Genomic DNA, 25,596 nt, shown 5'->3' with positions numbered 1-25,596 from the left:
GCCACGCTCGCAACCCATTGATAGGTAAAGTAATTGATCTCCACAGCTAACATCACCATGCAGTTCGGCGCCAAGCCGCTCTTCGAGAATGTCTCGGTCAAATTCGGCGCCGGCAACCGTTATGGTTTGATCGGTGCCAACGGTTGCGGCAAGTCGACCTTCATGAAAATCCTCGGCGGCGACCTCGATCCGTCCGGCGGCCAGGTCATGCTGGAGCCGAACGTACGCCTGGGTAAGCTGCGCCAGGACCAGTTCGCCTACGAAGAATTCACCGTGCTCGACACCGTGATCATGGGCCACGAAGAGCTGTGGAAGGTCAAGGCTGAACGCGACCGCATCTACTCGCTGCCGGAAATGAGCGAAGACGACGGCATGGCCGTGGCCGAGCTGGAAACCGAATTCGCCGAAATGGACGGCTACACCGCCGAATCCCGTGCCGGTGAGCTGCTGCTGGGCCTGGGTATTCCGCTGGAACAGCACTTCGGCCCGATGAGCGAAGTCTCCCCAGGCTGGAAACTGCGGGTGTTGCTGGCCCAGGCGCTGTTCTCCGACCCTGAAGTGCTGTTGCTCGACGAACCGACCAACCACTTGGACATCAACACCATTCGCTGGCTGGAAAACATCCTGACCCAGCGTTCCAGCCTGATGATCATCATCTCTCACGACCGTCACTTCCTGAACAGCGTGTGCACCCACATGGCTGACCTGGACTACGGCGAGCTGCGCCTGTTCCCGGGCAACTACGACGAGTACATGACCGTGGCGACCCAGTCCCGCGAGCAACTGCTGTCGGACAACGCCAAGAAGAAGGCGCAGATCTCCGAACTGCAATCGTTCGTCAGCCGCTTTTCGGCCAACGCCTCGAAAGCCAAGCAGGCCACCTCCCGCGCCAAGGCGATCGACAAGATCCAGCTGGCCGAGGTCAAGCCTTCGAGCCGCGTGAGCCCGTTCATCCGTTTCGATCAGAACAAGAAGCTGCACCGCCAGGCAGTGATGGTGGAAAAAATGGCCAAGGGTTTCGACGGCAAGCCACTGTTCAAAGACTTCAGCTTCCAGGTTGAAGCCGGCGAGCGTGTTGCGATCATCGGCCCGAACGGTATCGGCAAGACCACCCTGCTGCGCACCCTGGTCAATGAATTGACCCCGGACGCCGGCAGCATCAAGTGGACCGACGCCGCCGAACTGGGCTACTACGCTCAGGACCACGCACACGACTTCGAAGACGACGTCACCCTGTTCGACTGGATGGGTCAGTGGACTCAGGGCGAACAAATGATTCGCGGCACCTTGGGCCGCATGCTGTTCTCCAACGACGAGATCCTCAAGTCGGTCAAGGTTATTTCCGGCGGTGAGCAAGGCCGCATGCTGTTCGGCAAGCTGATCCTGCAAAAGCCGAACGTGCTGATCATGGACGAACCGACCAACCACTTGGACATGGAATCCATCGAAGCGCTGAACCTGGCGCTGGAAAACTACCCGGGCACGCTGATCTTCGTCAGCCACGACCGCGAGTTCGTATCGTCCCTGGCCACCCGCATCATCGAGTTGAGCGCCAACGGCGTGATTGACTTCAGCGGCACCTATGACGACTACCTGCGCAGCCAAGGCGTGGTGTTCTAAGTAACGCCACTGTAGCGAGCAGGCTTGCCCTGTGAGCTGGCTTGTTGTGGCGAGCAGGCTTGCCCTGCGTTGGGCTGCGAAGCGGCCCTGAAATCAGACACCGCGTTTTGCCTGGCAGAACGCGGTGTTTTTTATTGGGGCTGCTGCGCAGCCCAACGCGGGGCAAGCCCGCTCGCCACAATAAACCCAGCCCTCAAACAAACTAGTTAGCCTGCTTCCTTTTCCCCCGCGCCCTTGCCATCATGCCGTCACCGCCCGCCCGCGAACGAGTGACCATGCCTGCCGCCGCCCCCAGCTCCCTGTCGATCACCCTGCAGATCGTCTCCATCGTCTTCTACACCTTCATCGCTTTCATCTGCATCGGCCTGCCGATTGCGGTCATTCCAGGCTATGTGCATGAGCAGTTGGGCTTCAGCGCCGTGGTCGCCGGGGTCACCATCGGTTCGCAGTACCTGGCCACCCTGCTCAGCCGCCCGATGGCCGGGCGTATGTCCGACAACGTCGGCACCAAGCGCGCCATCGTGCTGGGCCTGGCCGGAATTCTGGTCAGTGGCGTGCTGACGTTTTTCGCCACCTTGTTCGAAAGCCTGCCCGCCTTGAGCCTGGGCATCCTGATCGTCGGCCGGCTGCTGCTGGGTGTGGCCCAAGGCTTGATCGGCGTGGGCACCATCAGCTGGTGCATGGGCGCGGTCGGCGCCGAGCACACGGCGCGCTCGATTTCGTGGAACGGCATCGCCTCCTACGGCGCCATCGCCATCGGCGCGCCGCTGGGCGTGGTGATGGTCGCCAACTATGGCTACACCAGCCTCGGCATCGCCCTCACCGTGTTGGCGACGTTGGGCCTGGTGCTGATCCGCAACAAGCCCTCGGTGCCGGTGGTACGCGGCGAGCGGCTGCCGTTTTGGGCGGTGTTCGGGCGTATCGCGCCGTTTGGCACCAGCCTGTGCCTGGCGTCGATTGGCTACGGCACGCTGACCACCTTCATCACCCTGTATTACCTCAATCGCGGCTGGGCCGGCGCGGCGTACTGCCTCACGGTGTTTGGCCTGTGTTTTATCCTGTCGCGCCTGGTGTTTATCTCGGCCATAAGCCGTTTTGGCGGGTTCACGGCGGCGATTGCCTGCATGACCATCGAAACCCTGGGCCTGACGCTGCTGTGGCTGGCGCCCTCAACAGGTGTGGCCTTGATTGGCGCCGGGCTCACCGGGTTCGGCTTGTCGCTGGTGTACCCGGCGCTGGGCGTCGAGGCCATCAAACAGGTACCCAATAGCAGCCGTGGCGCAGGGTTGAGTGCGTATGCGGTGTTTTTTGATCTGGCCCTGGCAATCGCCGGGCCATTGATGGGCGCCGTGGCCCTGAACCTGGGCTACGGCTGGATCTTCTTTTGCGCCGCGCTGCTGTCGGTCACGGCGCTGGCCCTGACCGTGCTACTCAAGCGCCGCGCTTACTGATCGGCGGTCTGTAAACCGGCTCGGGTCGATTGGCCCAGGGTGTGGGAGAAGAAACGTCCCGCCTCTGAAATCAGGTCGCGGTGGATGCCTTCACGGTCAACACCGTCGGCGTCGGTGCAAATAGCGGGCATCGCCACCAATTGGTCGCTGTCACACGGCGCCATGAACACGAAGTGCCCTGCCCCCGCCAACAGTTTGAAGTCCGGTGGTTCCGGCAGTTTGCGTGCCAGGGCGGCGGCGTTCTTGTCCACGGCGACCAATTTGTCGCCATCGCCGCTGTACAGCAGCACCGGCACATGCACATCGGCCAGGGTGTGGCGGCCGAACATCAAGCTCAACGGCGCCATCAGCATCAACGAATGAATACGCGGGTCGGCCTGGGGTTGCAGGTCGTCACGGTCGACCACCAGCTCACCTTTGGTGGTGCAGGCATCGCGATCTTCCGGACGCTCCTGGCAATAGCGGCGCAGGCGGTCAAAGTCCGGCTTGGCGCCGGCCAGGATCAACGCGGTTTCGCCACCGGCCGAGTAGCCGATCACGCCCACCTGATCAACGTTGACGAACGGCGACAGCATCGGGTCGCCGAGGGTGGCGGTAATCGCTTCGGAGATCTGGATCGGCCGCCCATACAGGTTGCTCACGGTGCCCAGGCGGCTGTGATCCTTGTAGTTGTCGCCAGGGTGCAGCACCGCCACCACCACAAACCCCTTGCGCGCCAGGGACGTCGCCAAATCGTGCAGGGCCAGCGGTGTGCCGGTGTTGCCGTGGGACAGCATCAGCATCGGAAAGCGGCCAATGGCGACCTTGGAGTCTTCGCTGGCGGCGACGTGATAGGGGCCCAGCTGGGTAGTGTGTTCATCGTCGGTCGACGGATAAAACGCGATGGCCTTCATCGGCTGCGAATCCAGCGGGTCGAGAAAGGTCATGCGATGGAAGCCCACACTCCAATGCGGGTGCGGCGCTGGGGCGGCGTGCACTGAAATCAGGCCACCGAGCAGGGAGAGAACCAAAACAGCACAAAGACGCATCATGGGGATGTCCACCTTTGCTGCGCGGCCACGTTTAACACCAGCGGCATGTCTATATGAAAAGTCCATGGTTCAAGGCGCTCGCACCGGTTGATAAACCCATACGTGCATAACCTGGGCCAAGGTAGTGACAGCGGGCAAACGAAAAAACTCCGTACTCCGGTCGTTTTCAGGCGACCACAATACAGAGTTTAGGCGCCCGGTTTCAGATTGGAACCGGGCAAAGGCGAAATTTACACAAGCCTTACGCGGAGGCGAACAATTGTTCGTTGATGACGACGTTGGCGTCGCTCAGGGCCTTGCTGCGCACTTCTTCACCGTAGGCCAGGCCTTGGGCGCGGACGAACTCGATGTCGGTGATGCCCAGGAAGCCAAACACCAGCTTCAAATAGTCTTCGTGGCCGACGTTGCTTGCCTGGCCGGCGTGCAGGCCGCCGGCGGTGGACACGATGATCAGTTTTTTGCCACCGCACAGGCCTTCAGGGCCGGCTTCGGTGTAACGGAACGTCTGGCCGGCCACGGCGATGCGGTCGATCCAGGCCTTGAGCTGCGAAGGCACCGAGAAGTTGTACATCGGCGCACCAATGACTACGGCGTCAGCCGCGATGAATTCGGCCAGCGACGAAGCACTCAGTTCAGCCTCGTGCTGTTGCATGGCGTCGCGCAATTCGGCAGCGGTGCCCAGGGCGCCCAGGGTCAAGCCGGAAAAGTGGCTGATGCCTTCGCTTGCCAGGTCACGGTAAGTCACTTCCACACCCGGCTCCGCCGCTTGCCAGGCCTTGACCACACCAGCACTGAGCTGACGCGAAGCCGAGTTGTCGCCGAGGATGCTGGAATCGATATGCAACAGTTTCATGCGGAATCTCCAAGTGAGGATCGCGATGAGGCGACCGAGTGAGGTTAATCCTACACATGAAGCCAATAGTCGACTAGACAGCTCAGATGTGATTGTTCGTCCTGCCGGCAGGACAATCTATTTATGGACGAAAACCCAATCCAACATGCGTATTGCCCAATCCTCTGCGGCACTGGATTTCCCCCACGCTTCACTTCATTCTCGCCGGCAGTTCCTGCAGCCACCGGCCACGCCATGCACCCACACACGCCCGCCCTCACCAAGGGGCTGACCCTTATCCTCGCCATCTGCTGCGGGTTTTCGGTCGCCACGATTTACTACAACCAAGCCATGCTGCCGCTGATTGCCAACACCTTCGAGGTATCCACCGCGCATGTCGGGCAAATCGCGATGCTCACGCAATTGGGCTACGCCAGCGGCCTGCTGCTGTTCGTGCCGCTGGGCGACCGCATCAGCCGGCGCACGCTGATCCTGGCCGTGCTGTGCATTAACTTCTTTGCTCTGTTGGCCTCGGCCACGGCGCCGTCGTATACCTGGCTGCTGGTGGCGAGCGTGCTGCTGGGGCTGTCGGGCATCAGTGCGCAGGTGATCATCCCTGCCGCTTCGGACCTGAGTACCGTTGAACAGAAAGGCGCGGTGCTCGGCTTGATGGTCAGCGGCTTGTCGGCCGGTGGTTTGCTGGCCCGGACCGTCAGCGGCGTGGTCAGCGGCTGGCTGGGCTGGCGCGGCATGTTTGCCGTGGCGGCGGCGCTGGATGTGCTGCTGTTTATGGCGATCCTGACGCGCATGCCGGTGTCGATCTCGACCAGCAAACTGGCGTATGGCGCCTTGCTCAAATCCCTGTGGGGCCTGGCCCGCCAGTACCCGACCTTGCGCCAATCGGCCATAAAAGGTGCGTTGGTGTTCGGCGCGTTGAATGTGTTCTGGGGCTCGATGGCGGCCTTGTTGGCGTTGCCGCCGTATGGGTTTTCCAGCGCCCAGGCGGGGCTGCTGGGCCTGTCGGCCATCGTCGGCATCCTCTGCGCATCGACCATCGGCCAACAAACCCGGCGCCATGGGCGTTTGCTGGAGCGCGCCGGCATCGCCACGGTGCTGGTAGCGTTTGTGCTGATCTACACCCTGGGCCTCAGCGGCTGGTGGTGGTCGATCCTGATCGCGGCGACCTTTCTCGACCTCGGCAACCGCACCAACCAGTTGGCCAACCAGACCCGCGTACTGGCGCTGGAACCGTCAGCCACCAGCCGCCTGAACACGGTGTTCATGGTGGTCTACTTTATCGGCGGCGCCTTGGGTTCGGCCGCCGGTGCATTCGCTTCGGAGCACCATGGCTGGCAAGGCCAGGCGCTGACCGGTGCGGCGTTTGCAGGGTTGGCATTGCTGCTGACCCTGTTCAATGCGACGACACATAAATCGACGCCGCCGTAGGCGCAGGCAACGCGTACGTGCGTTTCATCCACTGAATCTCTTGCTGCGGCGTGCGCCCGAACAGGCGCTTGAACTCTCGGCTGAACTGCGAGGCGCTTTCATAGCCCACCTGAGCACACGCCGTGGCAGCTGTGATGTCGTTGCGCAGCATCAACAAACGCGCCTGGTGCAGGCGCGTGGACTTGAGGTATTGCATCGGCGAGGTGTCGGTGACCGTGCGAAAGTGCGCATGAAAACTCGGTACGCTCATCATCGCCTCCCGTGCCAGTTCCTCCACGTCCAGGTGCTGGTGGTAGCAGCCGTGAATCTTGCGAATCGCCCGTGCCACCTTGCCGAACTGGCCCTGACGGTTGAGCGCGGCGCGCATCGAACCGCCCTGCTCGCCCGTGATGATCCGGTAGTACATCTCGCGCACCAGCGACGGGCCGAGGATGTGCGCCTCCATCGGCGTATTCATGGCCTCCAGAAAACGCAGCAGCGACTCACTGAGCTTGTCATCCATGGGCGATGAATACATGCCTCGGGGCTTGGCCTCGACAGACGCGGGGAAGTCGTCCAATGCCAGCATCAACTCGGCCGCCAGGGTGAAATCCAGTCGCAGGTACACCGCCAGCATGGGTTCTTCTTCAGTGGCCTCGGTCTCCATGGTGAAGGGCACCGGCACCGACACCACCAGGTAGTGCTGGGCGTCATACAGGTAAATCTCGTCGCCCAGGTAACCGCGCTTGCGCCCCTGGCAGACAATCACAATGCCTGGGTCGTAGAGCACCGGCACCCGGTGCAAAGGCCGATTCGAACGCAGGAAGCGCACGTCGTCCAGCGCGGTCAGGTTATAGCCTTCGACAGGCGCCAAGCTGCCCATCAACTCGATGATTCGTTGCGTGCGGCCCATGCTGCAAGGCTCCTGGGGAAAACCGCACGTTACTGCGCAAACGTCGCCGTGGCTACGCGCTCATAGGAATAGGCAATCAGCACATTGGAATGGATATTCGCTCCCGGCGCGCGTTTCCGTAGCCTGAAACAGCCCATTCAGCCCCCGGAGATTGCCTCATGCTTATCGTCTACAACCCCGCCACCGGCGAAGAAATCGGCCGCGTTGCCAAGAACACCTCAGCCGAGGTCAAGGCGGCGGTCGACCGCACCTGCGCGGCCTTCCCTGAATGGTCCTCCAGGCTGGCCAAGGAGCGCAGCGAGATCCTGCGCCGCTGGCACGACGCGGTGAAGGCCGACAAGGAAGCCTTCGCCGAGCTGCTGTGCCGCGAAAACGGCAAGTGCCTGACCGAAGCCCGTGGCGAAATCGACTACGGCCTGGGCTTTATCGAGTGGTACGCCGAAGAAGCCAAGCGCGTGTATGGCGACACCATTCCCACCCACGACCGCAACGCCAACGTGGTGGTGACCAAGGAAGCCATCGGCCCGGTCGCGGCGATCACGCCGTGGAACTTCCCTTTCATGATGATCACGCGCAAAGTCGCCACGGCCCTGGCAGCCGGCTGCACCATGGTGATCAAGCCTGCCGAAGACACGCCGCTGACCGCCTTCAAGCTGCTGGAATACGCACGCAAGGCCGGTATCGAACCCGGCGTGCTGGAAGTGGTGGTCGGCGACCCCAAGGAAATCGGCCTGATCTTCACCGGTGACCCACGCATTCGCAAAATCACCTTTACCGGCTCCACCGGCGTGGGCAAATTGCTCGCGGCGCAATGCGCGGCCACCCTCAAGAAAATGACCCTGGAGCTGGGCGGCAACGCGCCGTTTATCGTGTTTCAGGACGCCAACCTCGATGAGGCGGTCAAGGGCTTGGTCAGTGCCAAGCTGCGCAACTCCGGCCAGGTGTGCATCTCGCCGAACCGCATCTTTGTGCAGCACAGCATCCTTGAAGACTTCATCAAACGCGTGAAGGCCGCCGTCGCCAAGATCGACGTGGATCAAGGCCTGCGCGAAGACTTTGTGGTCGGGCCGCTGGTCAATCAACTGGGCTTCGACAAAGTCGTGCGCCTGGTCGAAGACGCCAGGGCCGCCGGCGCCAAGGTGCTGATGGGCGGCAAGCCCCACGCCAAAGGTGGGCTGTTCTACGAGCCGACCGTATTGACCGGTTTGCAGGACGACTCACCGCTGGCCACCGAAGAAATTTTCGGCCCGGTGTTCGCCATTTATTCGTTCAAGGATGAACAGGAAGTGATTGCCCGCGCCAACCAGACCGAGTTCGGCCTGGTTGCCTACGCCTACACCAGCGCCCTGGGGCGTTCGTTGCGTCTGTCGCGCCAGCTGGAAGCTGGCATGGTGATTCTCAACTCGGGTTCGGTGGGCACTGCGTCGATTCCGTTTGGCGGCATCAAGCAGTCCGGTTATGGCCGCGAAGGCAGCTATTACGGGATCGAAGAGTATGTGCATGTGAAGTATGTGCTGATGGCCGGCGCACAGTTCTAAGCGCTTAACCACTGCCAAAGCGAGTGCCCATAAGGTGCTCGCTTTTTTTGTAGTGGATTTGCCCTCGCCAGACGCGGATGATTCGTCCCACTGACAGGACAATAGGTTGCCCATGCAAGACCTCAATGACCTCTACTATTTCGCCAAAGTCGTCGAAGCCGGCGGCTTTGCGGCGGCGGGCAGGCTGCTGGGGATTCCCAAGTCGCGGCTGTCACGGCGTATTGCCGAGCTGGAAGAACGCCTCGGCGCACGCCTGTTGCAACGCACCACACGCCAATTGACCCTGACCGCCGTCGGCGAGCGCTACTTGCGCCATTGCCAGGCCATGCTGCTGGAAGCGGAAATGGCCGACGAGGCCGTAGCCAGCATGTCCAGCGAACCGCGCGGGCGACTGCGGGTCAGCTGCCCGGTGGGCATGGCCCAGCACATGCTGCCGGACATGGTCGCGGGGTTTCTCGCCGCTCACCCACTGGTGCAGCTGGAGATGACCTTGGTCAACCGCCGCGTCGACCTGGTCGCCGAAGGCATCGACGTGGCCCTGCGCGTGCGCGAGTCGGGCGATGAAGACCCGCTGCTGGTGACCAAGCGCCTGCGACAGGCGCAGACCCTCCTGGTGGCCAGCCCGGAATTCATCCGCGAGCGGCACATCAACACCCTCGACGACCTCAAGCAATTGCCGGTACTGGGCGCCCTGGAGGCCGACCGCCTGGTGCACCTGCGCCTGATCGACCCACAAGGCAAGAGCGAAGACCTGGCACTGGAAGCGCGCCTGGGCATCGACGACTTCATCGTGCGCAAAGCCTGCGCCATAAAAGGCCTGGGCTTTACCGTGCTGCCGATGATGTATTGCGAAGAAGAATTGGCCAGCGGCCAGTTGGTGCAACTGCTGCCGCAATGGTCATCGCCGGGTGGCTGGCTGCAGGCAGTCTACCCGCACCGGCGCGGCGTGCTGCCGGCCATTCGAGCCTGGATCGACTACCTGGAAGAAGCCTTCAAGGGCTGCGGAGACCGCTTGCTATGAACATGACTGAAGCCCAAGTCGCCGCCTTCTGCCTGAGCCTGCCCGGCGCGCGGGAAGACTATAAATGGGGCGGCGTGCGCGTCTTTTCGATTGCCGGCAACAAGATGTTCGCCCTGCAGAACCTGCGGGGCGAGTCGTTGGCGTTCAAGGTCGACAAGGCGTTGTTCCTCGGCCATGTGGACCGCCCCGGCATTCACCCGGCGCCGTACCTGGCGCGCGCGCAGTGGGTCATCATGAACACGCCCTACCCGCTGGGCGCCGAGGAACTGCGCGGGCTGTTGCAACGCTCGCACCAGTTGGTGGTGAGCAAGCTGCCCAAGCGCACGCAGATCGGCTTGCGGCTAGAGGATTGAAACGAGCGTGCCGCCGAGAAACAACTGATCCATCCAGAACACCTCGTGCAGCAACACAATCACCCAGAACAGCACTTGGTACGACACTTTGCGCGTCTTGTGCCGGAACACTTGCTGGGCGATCAACGCCCCCGGCCAGCCGCCCGCCAGCTCGACGGCGTGGAGGATGTTTTCGCGCACGCGCGGGCCGTCTGATTGCGCCTTGCGCTTGTCGCCCCAGTACAGCAAAAACGCCATCACGCTGACCACGCCATAGGCCGCCAGCGGAATCACCGTCTCACCGCGATGCCACACCAGTGCCGCCCCCAGCAGCGGCGCGGCGCACAGCAATACAAAGATCAGCGCCTTCAGGCGCGGGTGCTGAATGTTCATGGCTTGACCGCCGACCAGTCGATCCAGCCGAACTGCCAGGTCGCCAGGATCACCAGGCCGAAGGCGATGCGATACCAGGCAAACGCCGCATAGCTGTGGCTGGCGATGAACTTGAGCAAGGCCTTGACCGCAATCATCGCGAAGATAAACGAGGTGACAAAGCCGATGGCAAACACCGGCAGATCATCCGGCTGGAACAGGTGACGGTACTTGTAGCCCGAGTACACGGCCGCGCCGACCATGGTGGGCATGGCCAGGAAGAACGAAAATTCGGTGGCAGTCTTGCGTGACAGGCCGAACAACAGGCCACCGATGATGGTGGCGCCGGAGCGCGAGGTGCCTGGGATCATCGCCAGGCATTGGGCCAGGCCGACCTTCAGCGCGTCTTTCCAGGTGATCTCGTCCACGCTTTGCGCGTGCACCGCATGTTGTCGGCGCTCGGCCCACAACATGATGACCCCGCCCACCACCAGCGCGGTGGCCACGGTGATCGGGTTGAACAGGTAATGTTTGATCAGGTCGGCAAAAATCACCCCCAGCACGATAGCCGGCAGCACCGCGATCATCAGGTTGACGGTGAAACGCTGAGCATTGCGCTGGGTCGGCAAGCCGATGACCACGTCGAGGATCTTGCGCCGAAACTCCCAGACCACGGCCAGGATCGCGCCCAATTGAATGATGATGTTAAACGCTTCAAAACGTTCGCCGCCGAAGCCGATCAAGTCGGCGACGATGATTTGGTGGCCGGTGCTGGAAATCGGCAGGAACTCGGTCAGCCCCTCCACAACGCCTAGAATCAATGCCTGTATGGCGGTCCAAAAATCCATGCTTCCCCCAAAGGTCATGCGCTGTGGCATGCCTTGACTGTCTTTTTAATGTTCACTGACGCAAGCGCACTCAATTTTGCGCGGCTGATTTTCAACATCGGCCTGCAAAAATTTCGTGAAAAATCAGGGAGTACTCAGGTTTTTCGATTACAGGCCGAAAGCCTATCAGACAAGCCGGAATTGTCGATGCAGCACACAATTATAAAAAGCAGGGAGTGACAGGACGATGAACAGTTTGCGCAACATGTCGATCAGCCGCCGTCTTTGGCTGATCCTGATAGTCGCCGTGTTGATGCTGCTGACCTTGGGGCTGTTGATGCTCAAGCAGATCCATGGCGACCTCTACCAGGCCAAGCGCTTGCAGACCCAACACGTGGTGCAGACTGCCAGTGGCGTGCTGGCCTATTACCAGAACCTCGAGAAAACCGGCGTGCTGACCCGCGAGGTCGCGCAAAAGCAGGCCCTCAGCGCCGTGCGTGGCTTGCGCTACGACCACGACGATTATTTCTGGATCAACGACCTGACGCCCGTGATGATCATGCACGCGGCCAACCCCAAGCTCGATGGCCAGAACCTCTCGGCGATTCGTGACCCGGACGGTTTTGCGGTGTTCAACGAGTTCGTGATCCTGGCCAAGGCCAAGGGCGCCGGCATCGTCAACTATCGCTGGCCAAAGCCGGGTGCCGAAGCGCCGGTGGAGAAAACCTCCTACATCCAACTGTTCGAACCCTGGGGCTGGATCATCGGCTCCGGCGTGTACGTGGATGACGTGCAGGCCGAGTTCAAAGGCCAGGTGTGGAACGCCTCGCTGATCGGCCTGGGCATTGCGCTGGTGATGGCCGTGCTGGTCCTGTTGATCGCCCGCAGCATCGTGCACCCGTTGCAGGCGGCGGTGAACGCCATGGCCAATATCGCCAGTGGCGAAAGCGACCTGACGCGCAGCCTCGACACCCACGGGCGTGACGAAGTCACCCAGTTGTCCCAGCACTTCAACAGCTTTACCGCCAAGCTGCGCCAGGTGGTCGGCCAACTGCAAGTGTGCGCCAACGCCTTGGGCCAGTCGTCGACGGAGCTGGGCAACAACGCCAGCCAGGCCCATGACCGCAGCCAGCAACAGTCGCAGCAGATGGAGCTGGTGGCGACGGCCATCAACGAAGTGACCTACGGTGTGCAGGACGTGGCGAAAAACGCCGAACACGCCGCCAGCGAAATGCGCGATGCCCAGGCCCAGGCGCAGCAGGGCCAGGTGAATATCGACGGCAGCTTGCAGCAGATCGACCAGCTCTCCAGCACCATCAACCAGGCCGTGGAAGTGATCCGCACCCTGTCCAGCGAAAGCACACAGATTGGTGGCGTGCTGGAGGTGATTCGATCGATTGCCGACCAGACTAACTTGCTGGCGCTTAACGCCGCGATTGAAGCTGCGCGCGCCGGGGAACAGGGGCGTGGTTTTGCTGTGGTTGCCGATGAGGTGCGATTGCTGGCTCAGCGTACGCAGAAATCCACCGCTGAGATCCAGGTGATGATTGAGCGTCTGCAAGGGCACTCGGAAGCGGCGGTCAAGGTGATCAGCGACAGCCATAGCGCCTCGCAACTGACGATTGAACAGGCCGGCCAGGCCGGTGCTAGCCTCACTGCCATTGGGCAGGCGCTGCGCAACCTCAACGGGCTGAATGCGTCGATTGCCAGCGCGACGTTGCAACAGGCGCATGTGGTGGAGGACATCAACCAGAACGTCACCCAGGCGGCCGGTTTGTCCCACAGCACTGCGTTGGCGGCGGAGCAGTCGAGCGTGGCGAGTGAGCATTTGCGTGGGTTGAGTGAGCAGTTGGGTGGGTTGCTGCGGCAGTTCAAGGTTTAGCTGCTGTTTTTTAGAGGGTAGAGTACATATCCGTTATTTGGGTGATGGCGGATATGGGTTCCGCCCTTACGGCGGGTCACTTTTGGAAAAGAGCCCCAAAAGTAACCAAAAGGGCTCTTGCCCCACCACTCGGCACCTCGCCTAGGCTCGGTGTGCCCTCACTCCGGCTTTGGAGCGGGGGCCGCCGCGATGGGCCATCCTTGGCCCAGCGCGGCTAAACCGGCGTCCTGCCGGTTTACCCCCGCTCCAAAGCCTGCGTTCGGCCAGCGTGGTTTAACGGGGCGCCTAAGATCAAGATCAAAAGCAAGATCAAAAGCAAGAGCACGGCGGCCTGACAGCCGACCTGTTCATTGAAGCTAAACTCAATCAAATGTGGGAGCGGGCTTGCTCGCGAAGGCGGTGTATCAGCCAGCTCATGTGTCACTGACCCACCGCATTCGCGAGCAAGCCCGCTCCCACATTTTGGATCTCAGTACATCAGGTAGATGGGCTTTTGCCCTGCTCTTGCTGTGCTTTTGCTTCTACCACTCAGGTCGGCTACTAGGCCGCCGTGCTGTAGATCTTGATCTTGATCTGGGATCGCCCCATCAACCACGCTGGCCGAACGCAGGCTTGAATCCGTGGGTAACCCGGCAGGACGCCGGGTTAGCCGCACTGGGCCAGGGATGGCCCATTGCGGCGGCCCACGGATTCAAGCCTTCGTTCGGGCACACCGAGCCTAGGCGAGGTGCCGAGTGGTGGGGCGAGGACTTTTTGCTTACTTTTTGGTCCTTCAAAAAGTGAGCCGCTGTAAAAGCGGAACCCTAAGTGGCCGTTACCGCAGAAATGGATATGTACTCAATCCACCTAACAAACCCACCCCATCACCGATTGAAGATTCCCGACCTTTGGTTACAATCACCGCCCTCTCCCACTCTCCCAAGGAACCGCCATGTCCGGGCTTGAATTGTTCGCCGCCGCCCTGGGGGTGATCGCTGTCTGGCTGACGGTCAAACAAAACCCCTGGTGCTGGCCCATCGGCCTGGTCATGGTGTTGCTCTACACCTGGGTGTTCTTTGACGTAAAACTCTACTCCGACATGCTCCTGCAAGTGGTCTACGCCGCGCTGCAACTCTACGGCTGGTGGCAATGGACCCGCGCCGGTGCCGTCAAGCAAGGCCGTCAGGTCACCAGCCTCGGCTGGCCTGCGATCATGACCAGCCTGTTCGTCGGCGCCGTATTCAGCCTGCTGCTCGGCGCCGCCATGGCGCACTGGACCGACGCCGCCCAACCGTGGCTCGACGCCGCCCTCACCGGCTTCAGCCTGGTGGCGCAAATGTGGATGGCGCAAAAACGCGTGCAGTGCTGGCCGCTGTGGATCGCCGTGGATGTGATCTTCGTCGGGCTGTTCCTCTACAAAGGCCTGTACCTCACCGCCGCGCTCTACGCCCTGTTCACCGTGATCGCCGTGCAAGGCTGGCGTGAATGGCGCGCCGACCCGGCGTTGCACGCATGAAAGTCGTGGTACTGGCCGGCCCCGAGTCCAGCGGCAAAAGCTGGCTGGCAGCCGAACTGCACGCGCACTTCGGCGGGCTGATGGTCGGCGAATACGTGCGGTATTTCATCGACCATCACCAGCGCGACACCACCTTGGCGGATATCCCGGCGATCGCCCGTGGCCAATTGGCCTGGGAAGACGCCGCCCGCGCCGAGCAGCCCGACTTGCTCGTCCTCGACACCCACCTGCTGACCAACAAGCTGTGGAGCCAGACCCTGTTCGGCGACTACCCAGCGTGGCTGGACGATGAACTGCTGGCCCGGCATTACGACCTGCACCTGCTTTTGTCGCCGGAAGATGTGGAGTGGACCGCCGACGGCCAGCGTTGCCAACCCGAACTGGCGGATCGCCGGGCGTTTTTCCAGGGCAGCCTGGACTGGATCGAACAGCATCAACAGTCCGCCGTGGTGATTCGCGGTAACTGGCAAGAGCGCCGCGCCAAGGCCTTTGCAGCGGTGACGCAACTGCTTGCTTGATGCTGGGCCGGTAATCAGGCCGAGGCCTTGTCAATCATTGCTGGGTTATCGACGCCCCCACACTCACGCCAACGCGGTTTCGCTGGCGCGCTCCAGGTTGGCATTCACCCGTAGCAACAACCCCAGTAACGTCGCCTCATCCTCGGCACTGAACCCCTCCAACGCCTGCGCTGTGCCCTGCACCATCACGGCATAGGCCGCAGGCATGCGTTCGCGCACGGCGTCGGTGAGGGTGATCAAGCGGCTGCGCTTGTCCGTCGGGTCGACCATGCGCTGGATCATGCCATCACGCTCCATGCGCCCGAGCAGTTGCGCCATGCTCGATTGCTCCACGCGGGCGATGCGCACCAGTTCGGCCTGGGGCAAGCCATCGCTGTGTTTGAGCGCGACCAGGACCGGAATTTGTGCCACGGCAAAGCCGAGTGCGCGCAGCTGGCCCTCGTAAAGGCGGATAAAACCGCGATTGGCGAGGCCGATCTGTTGCATCGGGTTGGGTGAGATTACGTGTTCATTCATGCTGTCGTTGACTTTCCATAGGAGCCTATGCACTAACTATATAGGCTCCTATACATATCGCCAAGGACAACCTCCATGCCCACCTCACTGCGTATCGCCATTGTCGGCGCCGGCCCCGGCGGCTTGACCTTGGCGCGAATCCTCCAGCGTCACGGGTTGGCCGTCAGCGTGTTCGAACGCGAACGCGGGCCACTGGAACGGCCCCAGGGCGGCACGCTGGACCTGCATGTCGAATCCGGCCAGCTGGCGCTGCAGCACGCCGGCCTGAAAGAGGCCTTCCAGCAAATCGCCCGCTATGAAGACCAAGGCTCGCGGCTGATGGATCAACACGGGCGCCTGCTGTTCGAAGACCCAAACCCCGAAACCGGTGATCGCCCGGAAGTCGACCGCACCGCCCTGCGCCAGATCCTGCTGGATGCGCTGCCCGAAGGCTGCGTGCACTGGGGCGTCGGCATCGACGCCATTCGCCCCGCCGGGAATGCCCGCTGGACGCTGCATGAAAACAGCATCACTCATGGCCCGTTCGACCTCGTGGTCGGCGCCGATGGCGCCTGGTCCAAAGTCCGCCCGCTGCTGTCGCCCTACCTGCCGCAGTACAGCGGGCTGACGTTTATCGAATTCGGCATTGATGATGTCGACCGGCAGCACCCGCACATCGCCAAATTGGTCGGGCGCGGCAAGCTGGACGTAGAAGGTGGCGCGAAGGCGATCACCGTGCAGCGCAATGCCAATGCGCACCTGCGCGGCTATGCGATCTTCCGGGTACCGACCGATTGGGCAGCTGACCACCTCAGCCTGGCTGCGCTCAAAGCTCAGTTCCAAGGCTGGCACCCGGACATCCTCGCGTTATTTGACGCGGCCAACACCACCGTCCAGGCCAGGCACATCCACGCCTTGCCGGTGGGCCATCGCTGGCACCACCGCCAAGGGTTGACGTTGATTGGGGATGCCGCGCACCTGATGTCGCCGTTTGGCGGCGAAGGTGTGAATGCGGCGATGCTCGATGCCGCCGAACTGGCGCGGCACCTGCTTGAGACACCTGACTGCTCAGCGGCAGTACAGGCCTATGAAAACCACATGTTCGAACGTGTGATGCCGGCAGCCAGGGACAGTGCCGAAGGCGCCGCCACCCAGTTATCCCATGACAGCCTGGCGCTGTCCCTGGCCCACCTGCATCACCACCTCACGCCTCAGTAACCCAGCGACAACCCGGTGTTGCGACGCGGGTCGTTAGCCCCGTAGAAACGGTTGTTGCCCACCGGCTTGCCACCCAAAGACGGCGCGCCCACCAGGATCGCAGCCAGGTGATTGGCGTCCTGCGGACCGGCAAACTTGTGGCCCCAGCTTTCCAGAATTTTCTGGGTGTCGGGGCTGACCGCGAAGGTCTCAAGGTTAGTGGTTTCCGGCATCCACTGCTGGTGGAAACGCGGCGCGTCGACGGCTTCCTGGATGTTCATCTTGTAGTCGATGACATTCAGGATGGTCAGCAAGGTGGCGGTGATAATCCGGCTGCCACCTGGCGTGCCGACGACCATTACGGCCTTGCCGTCCTTGGTCACGATGGTCGGGCTCATCGACGACAGCGGCGCCTTGCCGGGTGCGATGGCGTTGGCTTCGCCCTGGACCAGGCCGTACATGTTCGGCACGCCGACCTTGACGGTGAAGTCGTCCATTTCATCGTTGAGGATCACCCCGGTCTTGCTCGCCATCACGCCGGCACCGAACCAGTCGTTGAGGGTGTAGGTGACCGATACCGCGTTGCCCCACTTGTCGACGATGGAGTAATGCGTGGTGTTGTTGCCTTCATGGGGCGACACACCCGGTTTGATCGCCTGGGAATCACCGGCCTTTTGCGGTTCGATGGCGGCGCGCAGCTTGGCGGCGTAGTCCTTGTCCAGCAGGTGGGCGATCGGGTTCTTCACAAAGTCCGGGTCGCCGAGGTAGCTGTTACGATCCACATAAGCATGGCGCATCGCTTCGATCTGGTAGTGCAGGCCTTGCGCCGAGTGATAGCCGAGGTCGGCCATCGGGTAGCCTTCAAGGATGTTCATGATCTGGCAGATCACCACGCCGCCCGAGCTTGGCGGTGGTGCCGAGACCACGTGGTAGCCACGGTAGTCGCACTCGATGGGCGCCAGTTCACGGGTCTTGTACTTGTCGAGGTCAGCCTGGGTGATGATGCCCTTGCCGGCCTGGCTGGAATCCACCAATGCCTTGGCGACCCAACCTTTATAAAAGCCGTCGGTGCCCTTGGCGGAGATTTCCTTGAGGGTCTTGGCCAGGTCTTTCTGCACCAGTTTCTGGCCGACCTGCAGCGGTTGGCCGTTGTGCAGGAAGATCCCGCGCAGGTCTTTGTCTTTTTCAAACTCGCCGGTGGCGGTGTGCAGCAAGTCGATATCGCCCTGCTCCAATTCGAAGCCGTTTTCCGCCAGCTTGATCGCCGGGGCAATCACTTGGGCGCGCTTGAGGGTGCCGTATTTACTCAGCGCGGTTTCCATGCCGGACACCGTGCCGGGCACGCCGACCGCCAGGTGGCCCTTGGCACTGAGGCCGTCGATGACCTTGCCGTCTTTGTCCAGGTACATATCGGCGGTCGCCGCCAGTGGGGCTTTTTCGCGGAAATCGAGGAAGGTCTTGCGCCCGTCCGCCAACTGCACGGTCATGAAACCGCCGCCGCCGAGGTTACCGGCTGCCGGGTAGACCACGGCCAGCGCGTAGCCCACGGCCACGGCCGCATCCACCGCGTTACCACCGGCCTTGAGCACGTCCACACCCACATGAGTGGCCAAGTGCTGGGCGGTAACGACCATGCCGTTTTCACCGGCCACCGGGGCCTGGGACGCGGCGTGTACACCGCTGACCGTCAACACCAGGGCGGTCGCGATTAAGGTACGGCTCAAAGGTTGGTATTTCATCCATGGCTACTCTAGTTATTAAGACGCACCAAAATAGCCCGACTTGGATCCACCCCCCAGCGCAATGGCGTTTTTGTTACAGAACTTGTCGGTCACAGAACGGCCGAGAAAATGTCCATGCTATATTTCGCGCCCAGACTGGCTGCAAGGCGCGTGGAAATGGTGATCAAGAAGACCGGCATTCGGGCTCAACAGGCCGACCAGACGCGTGCGCGCATCTTGCAGGCGGCGGTCAAGGTGTTCACCCGCGACGGCTATTCCGGTGGGCGCGTCGACAGCATCTCCAAGGAAGCCGACTCCAACGACCGCATGCTTTATTACTATTTCGGCAGCAAGGAACACCTGTTCATCTGCGTGCTGGAACACATCTACGAGCAGTTCAACAAAGCCGAAAGCAAGCTCAAGCTGAACCTGGAGGCGCCCGTGCAGGCGTTGCAGGATTTGGTCGCGTTTATCTGGAATTACTACGTCAAGCACCCGGAATTCGTGGCGATCCTGAGCATCGAGAACCTGCACCAAGGTAAACATGCCCAACAGTCCGGCGAGATGCGCCGATTGTCGGGCGAAGCGGTCGGCGTGTTGAAACCGATTATTGAGGCCGGCCAGGCCCAGGGCGTGTTTCGCCAGGACATCGACCTCAAGCACGTGTACTTGATGATCGCTTCGCTGTGCTACTTCTATAACTCCAACCGGCATACGCTCAGTTCGTTTCTGGGTGAAGACCTGACGGACAAAGGGCAGCAGCAGGATTGGCTGGGGTTTATCACTGACCTGGTGCTGAGGGGGGTCTCCCCTAACTCACTGTAGAAACCGGCTCTAATCCCACATTTGATCTTCACCGGTTTTGGAATATCAGTGGGTGCCCGGGTTGGCCCGCAAGTGCGCCACCTTCTGCTCCAAGCCCTTCCACTGCGGCGCATTCGGCGCAAATTGCCCGCGCAAGTACGCAACCAAATCCGCCACCTGCGTATTCGAAAAACTGTCCTTGAACCCTGGCATATACCCCAGATCCTGGGTCGCCGGGTTGCTGATGCCTTGCAAAATCACCTTGATCAAATTATCCGGCTGATCGCTGTGCACATTGGTATTGGTCGCCAATGACGGGCTGACCCCAAACAGTTTCGGCCCCAGGCCGTCGGCGTGACAGGCCTTGCAAGAGCCTTCGAATACGCGTCGGCCATTCGGATTGGGCACCGTCGCTGCCGCCACGGTTTGCGCCTCAGCCGTCGCCTCGCCGTTGAGCGACGCCAGGTACACCGCCATCGCGCGGATATCCGCCTTGGGCAACTTCGCCAGTTCACTCACCACCGGCCCCATCGGGCCTGCCGCCACGCCATGGGCGTCGGAGTAGCCGGTGCTCAAATAGGTGAACAGCTGGTCTTCGGTCCAGGGCGTCGGCGCCTTGGACAAACCCGTCAATGCCGGTGCTTCCCAGCCATCAACCATGCCGCCGGCCAGGAAGGCTTTACCGCCCTTCTCCGCGCCCATCAGGTTGCGTGGCGAATGGCATGCCGCGCAGTGCCCCAGGCCATTGACCAGATAATTACCGCGATTCCACTGCTCACTGCGTTCAGGCTGCGGCGTGATTTCACCGCGCCTTAAATTCAGCGCATTCCACCCCGCCATCAACGGCCGGATATTAAACGGGAAGCGCATCGCATTCGGCGTCGGCGCCTGGCTCACCGGCGCCTGCGACATCAGGTAGGCATACAGCGCCTGCATGTCCGCCTCATTGATATTGCGAAACGCCGTATAGGGAAACGCCGGGTACAAATTACGCCCGTCACGCCCAATCCCGTCGCGCATCGCCCGCTCGAACGCCGGGTACGACCAGGCACCGATGCCGGTCTGCACATCCGGGGTGATATTGCTGCTGTACAGCGTGCCGAACGGCGTTTGCATAGCCAAGCCACCGGCATTGGTGGCACCGCCCGGCGCCGTATGGCACACCGCGCAGTCGCCCACCGCCGCCAGCAAACGCCCGCGCTCCAGCGTGGCCTTGGACCAGGTGCCGGCGCTGGGTGGCGCAATTGGCGCGATTTCATTGTGGAACGGCCAGGCCGTGGCCAGCACGGCGCCCAACGTTGCGAATAGCGCACCGAACCACCACTTCTTGCGTTTGTGCGGCGACTTGGCCGGCTCGCCCAGCGTGCCGGCATTCAGCGCCGCCAACACCCGCTCCGGGGTGATCGGCAACTCGCGAAAGCGAATGCCGGTGGCGTCGTAGATCGCATTGGCAATCGCCGCCGCGCTCGGCACCGAGGCCGACTCACCGGCGCCCATCGGCGGCTGGTCCTGGCGAGGCATCATCAGCACGTCGATCTGCGGCACTTCGGGGAACGTCAGGATCGGATAACCGCCCCACTCCTTGCTCGCCACCGTGGACTCTTCAAAGGTCACGCGCTCCTTCAGCACGCGGCTGGTGGACTGGATCACATTGCCATGAATCTGATGCTGCACGCCGGCCGGGTTAATCATCATCCCCGAATCGTGGCCGATCACCACCCTCGTCACCGACACGTCGCCGGTGTGTTTGTCGATGGCCACATCCGCCACCCAGGCCGCCCACGCCGCGCCGAAGCCAGGGAACTTGCTGTGGATGTAGCGCGCGTAGGCAAAGCCGCGCCCACGCAGCAGATGGTCTTCGTTAGCGGTTTGCATCGGCGCCGTGCGCGGTGACCATTTCGCCCGTTCGGCGGTGGATTTCACCAGGTCGATGGCGCGCTCGTCCTTGAGGTAGCGCAGGCGGTATTCCACCGGGTCGACACCCGCCGCGAAGGCCAGTTCGTCGATATAGGATTCATGCGCAAAGGTGTTGGGCAACGCTGACACGCCGCGCATCCACGAGGCGCGCACGATGGGCGCCATGTCGTTGATGGTCACGCGCATGTTGTCGATATCGTAGGGCGGGATCGAGGTGCGGTCGCCCATCTCGAACATCGCTGCCACCGGCTCGACGCGGCCGGTGAGCAACAACGCCAGGGTCGGCGCGCCGTTGGACGGGTAGCTGGTTTCAAAATCGTAGGCGGCGATGCTGCCGTCGGCGTTGAGGCCGCCGTCAACATCCATCAGCTGCGCGGTGCCCTTGGGCTCCCACAGGTGTTCCTGTTCGCGGGTCAGTTGCACCCGCACCGGTTTGCCCACGGCGCGGGATAACAGCAAGGCATCCGCGCAGACGTCATCCGCGCAATTGCGCCCGTAACAGCCGGCGGCTTCCATGCGGATTACGTCGATCAGGGTTTCATCGCACTCCAGCAGCCACGCAAGATCAGCACGCAGCAGGTGCGGGTTCTGGCTGCCTGACCACACACGACTGCCGGCTGGCGAGTAATCCGCCACGCCGCAGGAAGGGCCAATCGAGCCATGCATTTGATAGGGCCACAGGTAACTGCGCGGCATACGCTGGGCGGCAGCCGCCAGTGCGGCGTCGACATCGCCCTGGTCCAGCACCGTGCGGCGCACGCGAGGGTTGTCGCGGATGGCCTGCTCGACGTCACTCATGTCCGGCAAGGCGTTGTTCCAGGGTTTCCACTGCACCTGCAACTCATGGGCGGCCTTGATCGCCTGCTCTTCGCGCAGCGCGACCACGCCGACAAAATCGCGGATCACCACCACCGCGACAATCCCGGGGATATGCGCGATGGACGCCTCGTCCACACTCAACAGGCTATTGCCGACAAAATCCCCGCAGTCCAAACCGGCATACGGCGGGCGCACCACGCGGCCGTGGAGCATGCCCGGCACACGCATGTCGTGCACGTAAGTCAGCTCGCCGGTGGCTTTGCCGGGGATGTCCACGCGCGCGGCGCCCTTGCCGACCAGGCGGTAATCCTCGATGGCTTTTAACGGCGCATCGCCGCTGATGCGCAGCTGATCATGTTGGCCGCTGACCAGCTCGCCGTAGGTGGTGGTGCGTCCGTCTGCCGCCTGGATAATGCCGGCCTCGACCTTGAGGCTGCCAGTGCTCACACCCCAGCGCCCTGCCGCCCGCGCGAGCAAAAAGCGCCGCGCCTCGGCGGCCGCGTTACGCAGCGGGATCGCGGAAATCTGCAAGGTCGCGCTGGCAATGGTCGCGCCCTGGTTCGGCGCGCGCTCGGTGTCGCCCAGGACCATCTTGACCTGATCCATGTTCAGGTCCAGTTCCTCGGCAACGATCTGCGCCAGCGAGGTGCGAATGCCGGTGCCCAAATCCACATGGCCGTTGAACGCGTAGACCAAGCCGTCATCGTTGACCGCGATAAACAGCCCCAACTCCTTGGGCTTCACGGTCGGCGTGCCGCCCTTGGCCACCGGGCCGGATGGCGGCAGTACCTCATCGACGATCAACAAGACGCCGGCCTTGGCCAGCCATTGGTCGCGGGAAAGTGCGGTGTCGGTCATGGTTGGCTATCCACGGTCAGGAGGTGAGCGGCACGCAGCACGGCGCGCAGGATTTCGATATGGGTGCCGCAACGGCAGAGGTTGCCCGAGAGCTCATTGCGGATCTCGGCTTCGCTGGGGTTGGGGTTGCGGTCGAGCAAGGCCTTGGCGGTCATGATCATGCCGTTGAGGCAGTAACCGCATTGCGCCGCCTGCTCATCGATAAACGCCTGCTGCACCGGGTGCGGTGCCTGACGGCTGCCGAGGCCTTCGAGGGTGACGATCTCACGGCCGACTGCCCCCGCCAGCGGGAACACACAGGACCGCGCGGCCAAGCCATCGATGATCACGGTGCACGCACCGCATTCGCCCAGGCCGCAGCCGTACTTGGGGCCGTTGAGCGCCAGGTCATTGCGCAGCACCAGCAACAGCGGTGTATCCGCCATGGCGCTGACTTCGCGGGTGTGGCCATTGACCTCAAGGGCTACCGTGATGGAGGGGCTGATCATTCGCTTCGCCTGTGTCAGTTGGTGAAGCAGCTACTACACGAAACAGTCAAAAAAAAGCATCGCGGACCTGGGGCCTCGCGACACACTTGAATGGTGAAGTGGCTACTACATCAACACAGAGCAAAAACGATGCCAGACGAGATTATTCCTGGGGATCGTCAATCATCTTGCGCAACAGAAACAACACCGCCACGCGCTCGGCCGGGTTGAGGTTGCTCATGGTCAGCTCGCTGATCTGCGCGGCACGCGGTGCGGTTTGCGCGACCAGTTCGGCGCCTGTGGCAGACAGGTCCACCACCACCTTGCGCTTGTCTTGCGGGTCCGGCTCCAGGGTAATCAGTTCCTTGGCCTTGAGCCGCTCGACGATGCCGCGAATGGTTGCCTGATCGACGGCGGTGGCCTTGACCAGTTCGGTGAGGGAACTTGCACCGTGATCGCGCAGTGCACACAGGGTGACGAACTGCACGGCGGTGAGCTGGGAGTCGCCGACATTTTGCTGAAAGATCGCCAAGTGGCGCTGGTAGGCCTTGCGCAGCAGGTGGCCAACTTGTTCAGAGAAAACGTAGGAATCAGGCACGGCGGGCTCGGTGGGTGTGGAGATTGGGAAGGCATGATGGCGGGGATGGTGAATCGACTCAAGCCTCTCACTGCAGGAACACAAGCAAAATGTGGGAGCTGGCTTGCCTGCGATAGCGGCGGATCAGGCAGCCGGGATTTGACTGATAGATCGCTATCGCAGGCAAGCCAGCTCCCACATTGGGATTTTCAGCGGGCCAGGGAGGCTGCTGGGGCGACTACGTCACCGGCGATAACCACCGCTTCATCATCCAGATACACATCACAATTGCGCAGCGGAATATCCATATGGCACGGCGTCTTGCGCGTCCCGCCCACTTCGGTATTCGGCCCGGTGGAGAACAGGAAGTTGCCATAAAACGCCCGCGCGTCCATGCACATGCCGTCGTTCTTGTCATGCAAGCCCATGGCCGTCCATTGCGCGCGGGGCTGCAGGCCCCAGCCAATGTGGGAGATGCCATACACCTCGGGGTCGTTGAAATACTTCATGTAGTCGCGCAGGTATTGCGCTTCAAAGCCGCCGTGGATCCTGGTGATAAAGCCCTTCTCGATCTCCAGGGTGATCTTCTCGCGGGTGTAGGTCTTGAACGGCAGCAGGATGTCGCCAATATCCAGCACCAACACGCCCTCGGCGGTTTCCTCGTTGGGCCAGGAGAACAGGAAACCACTGGGCCAATGGTCCCAGCGCCCAGGCTCATCGGCAAACCCGTATTCGGTCACCGACGGGTACTGCCCCAACGCCGCGCGAAAATCACTGCCGGCGCGGGATTTGACGTGGATCGAGCGGGCCTTTTTCAGTAGCTGTTCGGCGGCCAGCACGCGCACCTTGTCTTCTTCAGTGGGCAACATGCGCGCCAGCACTTCAGGCGGCTCCACGGCCAGCAGGATGCGCGTGCCGGTCTTGAGGATCTGCTCCTGTTCCGGCGAATGCAGCAGCATCATCGTGTCGACGATCAAGTCGGCCGCTTCCAGCGCACGTTGCGCGGCGATATTGCCGGTCAGCGCGGTGTCGCCGCAGTAGGCGGTCATGTCATTGCCCATCGCCCGTGGATGGTTGAACGACGGCAATTCCACCGCATACACCTTGGCCCCCAGGCGCTGCGCTGCATCCATCGCCGCGCGCACGGTGCGCGGGTCGGAATAATGGCTCTTGAGCACGGCGACGCTCTGGGTCGGGTCGACCTTCGACAGCTTCAGCACGTGCTCAAACATCTGGGTCAGTTCGCAATCGCTTACCGGCATTTTCCTGTCTCCTGTGGGGCTGCACCAAGTTCATGCATCGCGCTTCACTCTAGCGCATTTTTATAGCGTATACGCCAATTAATAACGATAAGACCTGAATTTCAGGCGGACTGCAAGCGGCGCGCCAGTTCGTTACCTATCGAAACAATCCCAGCCTTTATTGGCTACTCAGCGTTACACGCGATAAATACCGCCAAAAAATAAATTTGTTAAAGCAGGCTT

Annotated in this window: 22 protein-coding genes; 11 read left to right on the top strand and 11 right to left on the bottom strand. The window is 61.8% G+C overall.

The annotated features are described in order from the left end of the window. The first annotated feature begins 33 nt into the window (after positions 1–33). Together L8I05_RS05810 and L8I05_RS05805 are read left to right on the top strand one after the other, a co-directional pair. Complete coding sequence (locus tag L8I05_RS05810) at positions 34–1,620, top strand: ABC-F family ATPase (RefSeq protein WP_106577981.1); 1,587 nt, start codon at positions 34–36, stop codon at positions 1,618–1,620. 275 nt (positions 1,621–1,895) lie between these two features. Next, the gene (locus L8I05_RS05805) at positions 1,896–3,071 is read left to right on the top strand and encodes an MFS transporter (protein WP_242167538.1); all 1,176 of its coding nucleotides are present in this window, start codon (positions 1,896–1,898) and stop codon (positions 3,069–3,071) included. On the opposite strand, the gene L8I05_RS05800 is transcribed toward L8I05_RS05805, so the two are convergent. Together L8I05_RS05800 and L8I05_RS05795 are read right to left on the bottom strand one after the other, a co-directional pair. Further along, positions 3,065–4,102, bottom strand: coding sequence for a dienelactone hydrolase (locus L8I05_RS05800; protein WP_242167537.1), 1,038 nt, complete (start codon positions 4,100–4,102; stop codon positions 3,065–3,067). The two genes, L8I05_RS05805 and L8I05_RS05800, sit on opposite strands and share 7 nt — an antisense overlap. Positions 4,103–4,343: 241 nt before the next feature. Continuing rightward, on the bottom strand, positions 4,344–4,955 hold the full coding sequence (locus L8I05_RS05795) for an FMN-dependent NADH-azoreductase (RefSeq protein WP_242167536.1): 612 nt from the start codon (positions 4,953–4,955) through the stop codon (positions 4,344–4,346). A 234-nt stretch (positions 4,956–5,189) separates the two neighbouring features. Here L8I05_RS05795 and L8I05_RS05790 point away from each other — a divergent pair, with 234 nt between their 5' ends. After that, on the top strand, positions 5,190–6,380 hold the full coding sequence (locus L8I05_RS05790) for an MFS transporter (RefSeq protein ID WP_242167535.1): 1,191 nt from the start codon (positions 5,190–5,192) through the stop codon (positions 6,378–6,380). Here L8I05_RS05790 and L8I05_RS05785 read toward each other — a convergent pair. Further along, positions 6,346–7,272, bottom strand: a complete 927-nt coding sequence (locus L8I05_RS05785; RefSeq protein WP_242167534.1) for an AraC family transcriptional regulator — start codon at positions 7,270–7,272, stop codon at positions 6,346–6,348. The genes L8I05_RS05790 and L8I05_RS05785 overlap by 35 nt on opposite strands. Before the next feature lie 158 nt (positions 7,273–7,430). Between L8I05_RS05785 and L8I05_RS05780 the strand changes: the two genes are divergently transcribed. From L8I05_RS05780 to L8I05_RS05770, 3 genes are all read left to right on the top strand, one after another. Next, entirely contained in the window at positions 7,431–8,810 is a 1,380-nt protein-coding gene (locus L8I05_RS05780; RefSeq protein WP_242167533.1) for an NAD-dependent succinate-semialdehyde dehydrogenase, read from the top strand. Between the two features lie 112 nt (positions 8,811–8,922). Next, positions 8,923–9,831 carry a LysR substrate-binding domain-containing protein gene (locus tag L8I05_RS05775; protein ID WP_242167532.1) on the top strand — a complete coding sequence of 303 codons (909 nt, stop codon included), beginning with the start codon at positions 8,923–8,925 and terminating at the stop codon, positions 9,829–9,831. Then, a complete protein-coding gene (locus L8I05_RS05770) occupies positions 9,828–10,184 on the top strand; it encodes an MmcQ/YjbR family DNA-binding protein (RefSeq protein WP_242167531.1) in 357 nt (118 codons plus the stop codon). Before L8I05_RS05775 ends, L8I05_RS05770 begins: the two co-directional genes overlap by 4 nt. On the opposite strand, the gene L8I05_RS05765 is transcribed toward L8I05_RS05770, so the two are convergent. Next, positions 10,173–10,556, bottom strand: coding sequence for a DUF1294 domain-containing protein (locus tag L8I05_RS05765; RefSeq protein ID WP_242167530.1), 384 nt, complete (start codon positions 10,554–10,556; stop codon positions 10,173–10,175). The genes L8I05_RS05770 and L8I05_RS05765 overlap by 12 nt on opposite strands. Beyond that, positions 10,553–11,383, bottom strand: a complete 831-nt coding sequence (locus L8I05_RS05760) for an undecaprenyl-diphosphate phosphatase (protein ID WP_159956862.1) — start codon at positions 11,381–11,383, stop codon at positions 10,553–10,555. The genes L8I05_RS05765 and L8I05_RS05760 overlap by 4 nt, the downstream gene beginning before the upstream one ends. Before the next feature lie 226 nt (positions 11,384–11,609). Between L8I05_RS05760 and L8I05_RS05755 the strand changes: the two genes are divergently transcribed. From L8I05_RS05755 to L8I05_RS05745, 3 genes are all read left to right on the top strand, one after another. After that, positions 11,610–13,244: a methyl-accepting chemotaxis protein gene (locus L8I05_RS05755; protein ID WP_242167529.1), complete on the top strand. Its 1,635-nt coding sequence runs from the start codon at positions 11,610–11,612 to the stop codon at positions 13,242–13,244. A gap of 931 nt (positions 13,245–14,175) precedes the next feature. After that, positions 14,176–14,739 (top strand): nicotinamide riboside transporter PnuC, encoded by a 564-nt coding sequence (gene pnuC, locus L8I05_RS05750; RefSeq protein WP_159956868.1) that lies wholly within the window; start codon positions 14,176–14,178, stop codon positions 14,737–14,739. Continuing rightward, positions 14,736–15,257: an AAA family ATPase gene (locus L8I05_RS05745; protein ID WP_242168382.1), complete on the top strand. Its 522-nt coding sequence runs from the start codon at positions 14,736–14,738 to the stop codon at positions 15,255–15,257. The genes pnuC and L8I05_RS05745 overlap by 4 nt, the downstream gene beginning before the upstream one ends. 63 nt (positions 15,258–15,320) lie before the next feature. Here L8I05_RS05745 and L8I05_RS05740 read toward each other — a convergent pair whose 3' ends face one another. Beyond that, positions 15,321–15,773, bottom strand: a complete 453-nt coding sequence (locus L8I05_RS05740) for a MarR family transcriptional regulator (protein WP_242167528.1) — start codon at positions 15,771–15,773, stop codon at positions 15,321–15,323. 75 nt (positions 15,774–15,848) lie between these two features. Here L8I05_RS05740 and L8I05_RS05735 point away from each other — a divergent pair, with 75 nt between their 5' ends. Further along, on the top strand, positions 15,849–16,970 hold the full coding sequence (locus L8I05_RS05735) for an NAD(P)/FAD-dependent oxidoreductase (protein ID WP_242167527.1): 1,122 nt from the start codon (positions 15,849–15,851) through the stop codon (positions 16,968–16,970). Here the strand turns inward: L8I05_RS05735 and ggt are convergent. Then, entirely contained in the window at positions 16,964–18,688 is a 1,725-nt protein-coding gene (gene ggt / locus L8I05_RS05730; RefSeq protein ID WP_197627978.1) for a gamma-glutamyltransferase, read from the bottom strand. The genes L8I05_RS05735 and ggt overlap by 7 nt on opposite strands. 159 nt (positions 18,689–18,847) lie before the next feature. Between ggt and L8I05_RS05725 the strand changes: the two genes are divergently transcribed. Next, entirely contained in the window at positions 18,848–19,495 is a 648-nt protein-coding gene (locus tag L8I05_RS05725) for a TetR/AcrR family transcriptional regulator (protein WP_197627977.1), read from the top strand. Positions 19,496–19,540: 45 nt separating this feature from the next. On the opposite strand, the gene L8I05_RS05720 is transcribed toward L8I05_RS05725, so the two are convergent. The 4 genes from L8I05_RS05720 to L8I05_RS05705 all read right to left on the bottom strand — a co-directional run bounded on the left by L8I05_RS05720 (position 19,541) and on the right by L8I05_RS05705 (position 25,374). Then, on the bottom strand, positions 19,541–23,068 hold the full coding sequence (locus L8I05_RS05720) for a molybdopterin cofactor-binding domain-containing protein (RefSeq protein WP_242167526.1): 3,528 nt from the start codon (positions 23,066–23,068) through the stop codon (positions 19,541–19,543). Beyond that, on the bottom strand, positions 23,065–23,556 hold the full coding sequence (locus L8I05_RS05715) for a (2Fe-2S)-binding protein (protein ID WP_242167525.1): 492 nt from the start codon (positions 23,554–23,556) through the stop codon (positions 23,065–23,067). Before L8I05_RS05715 ends, L8I05_RS05720 begins: the two co-directional genes overlap by 4 nt. Positions 23,557–23,698: 142 nt before the next feature. Beyond that, a complete protein-coding gene (locus tag L8I05_RS05710; protein WP_197627974.1) occupies positions 23,699–24,133 on the bottom strand; it encodes a MarR family winged helix-turn-helix transcriptional regulator in 435 nt (144 codons plus the stop codon). A gap of 188 nt (positions 24,134–24,321) precedes the next feature. Then, positions 24,322–25,374, bottom strand: coding sequence for a 2,5-dihydroxypyridine 5,6-dioxygenase (locus L8I05_RS05705; protein WP_242167524.1), 1,053 nt, complete (start codon positions 25,372–25,374; stop codon positions 24,322–24,324). Positions 25,375–25,596: the final 222 nt, after the last annotated feature.

The organism is Pseudomonas sp. MONT-RG-20F-20-E-7-02 (assembly GCF_022662395.1).
Lineage (GTDB): Bacteria > Pseudomonadota > Gammaproteobacteria > Pseudomonadales > Pseudomonadaceae > Aquipseudomonas.
This window is presented reverse-complemented; position numbering and strand designations above follow the sequence as displayed.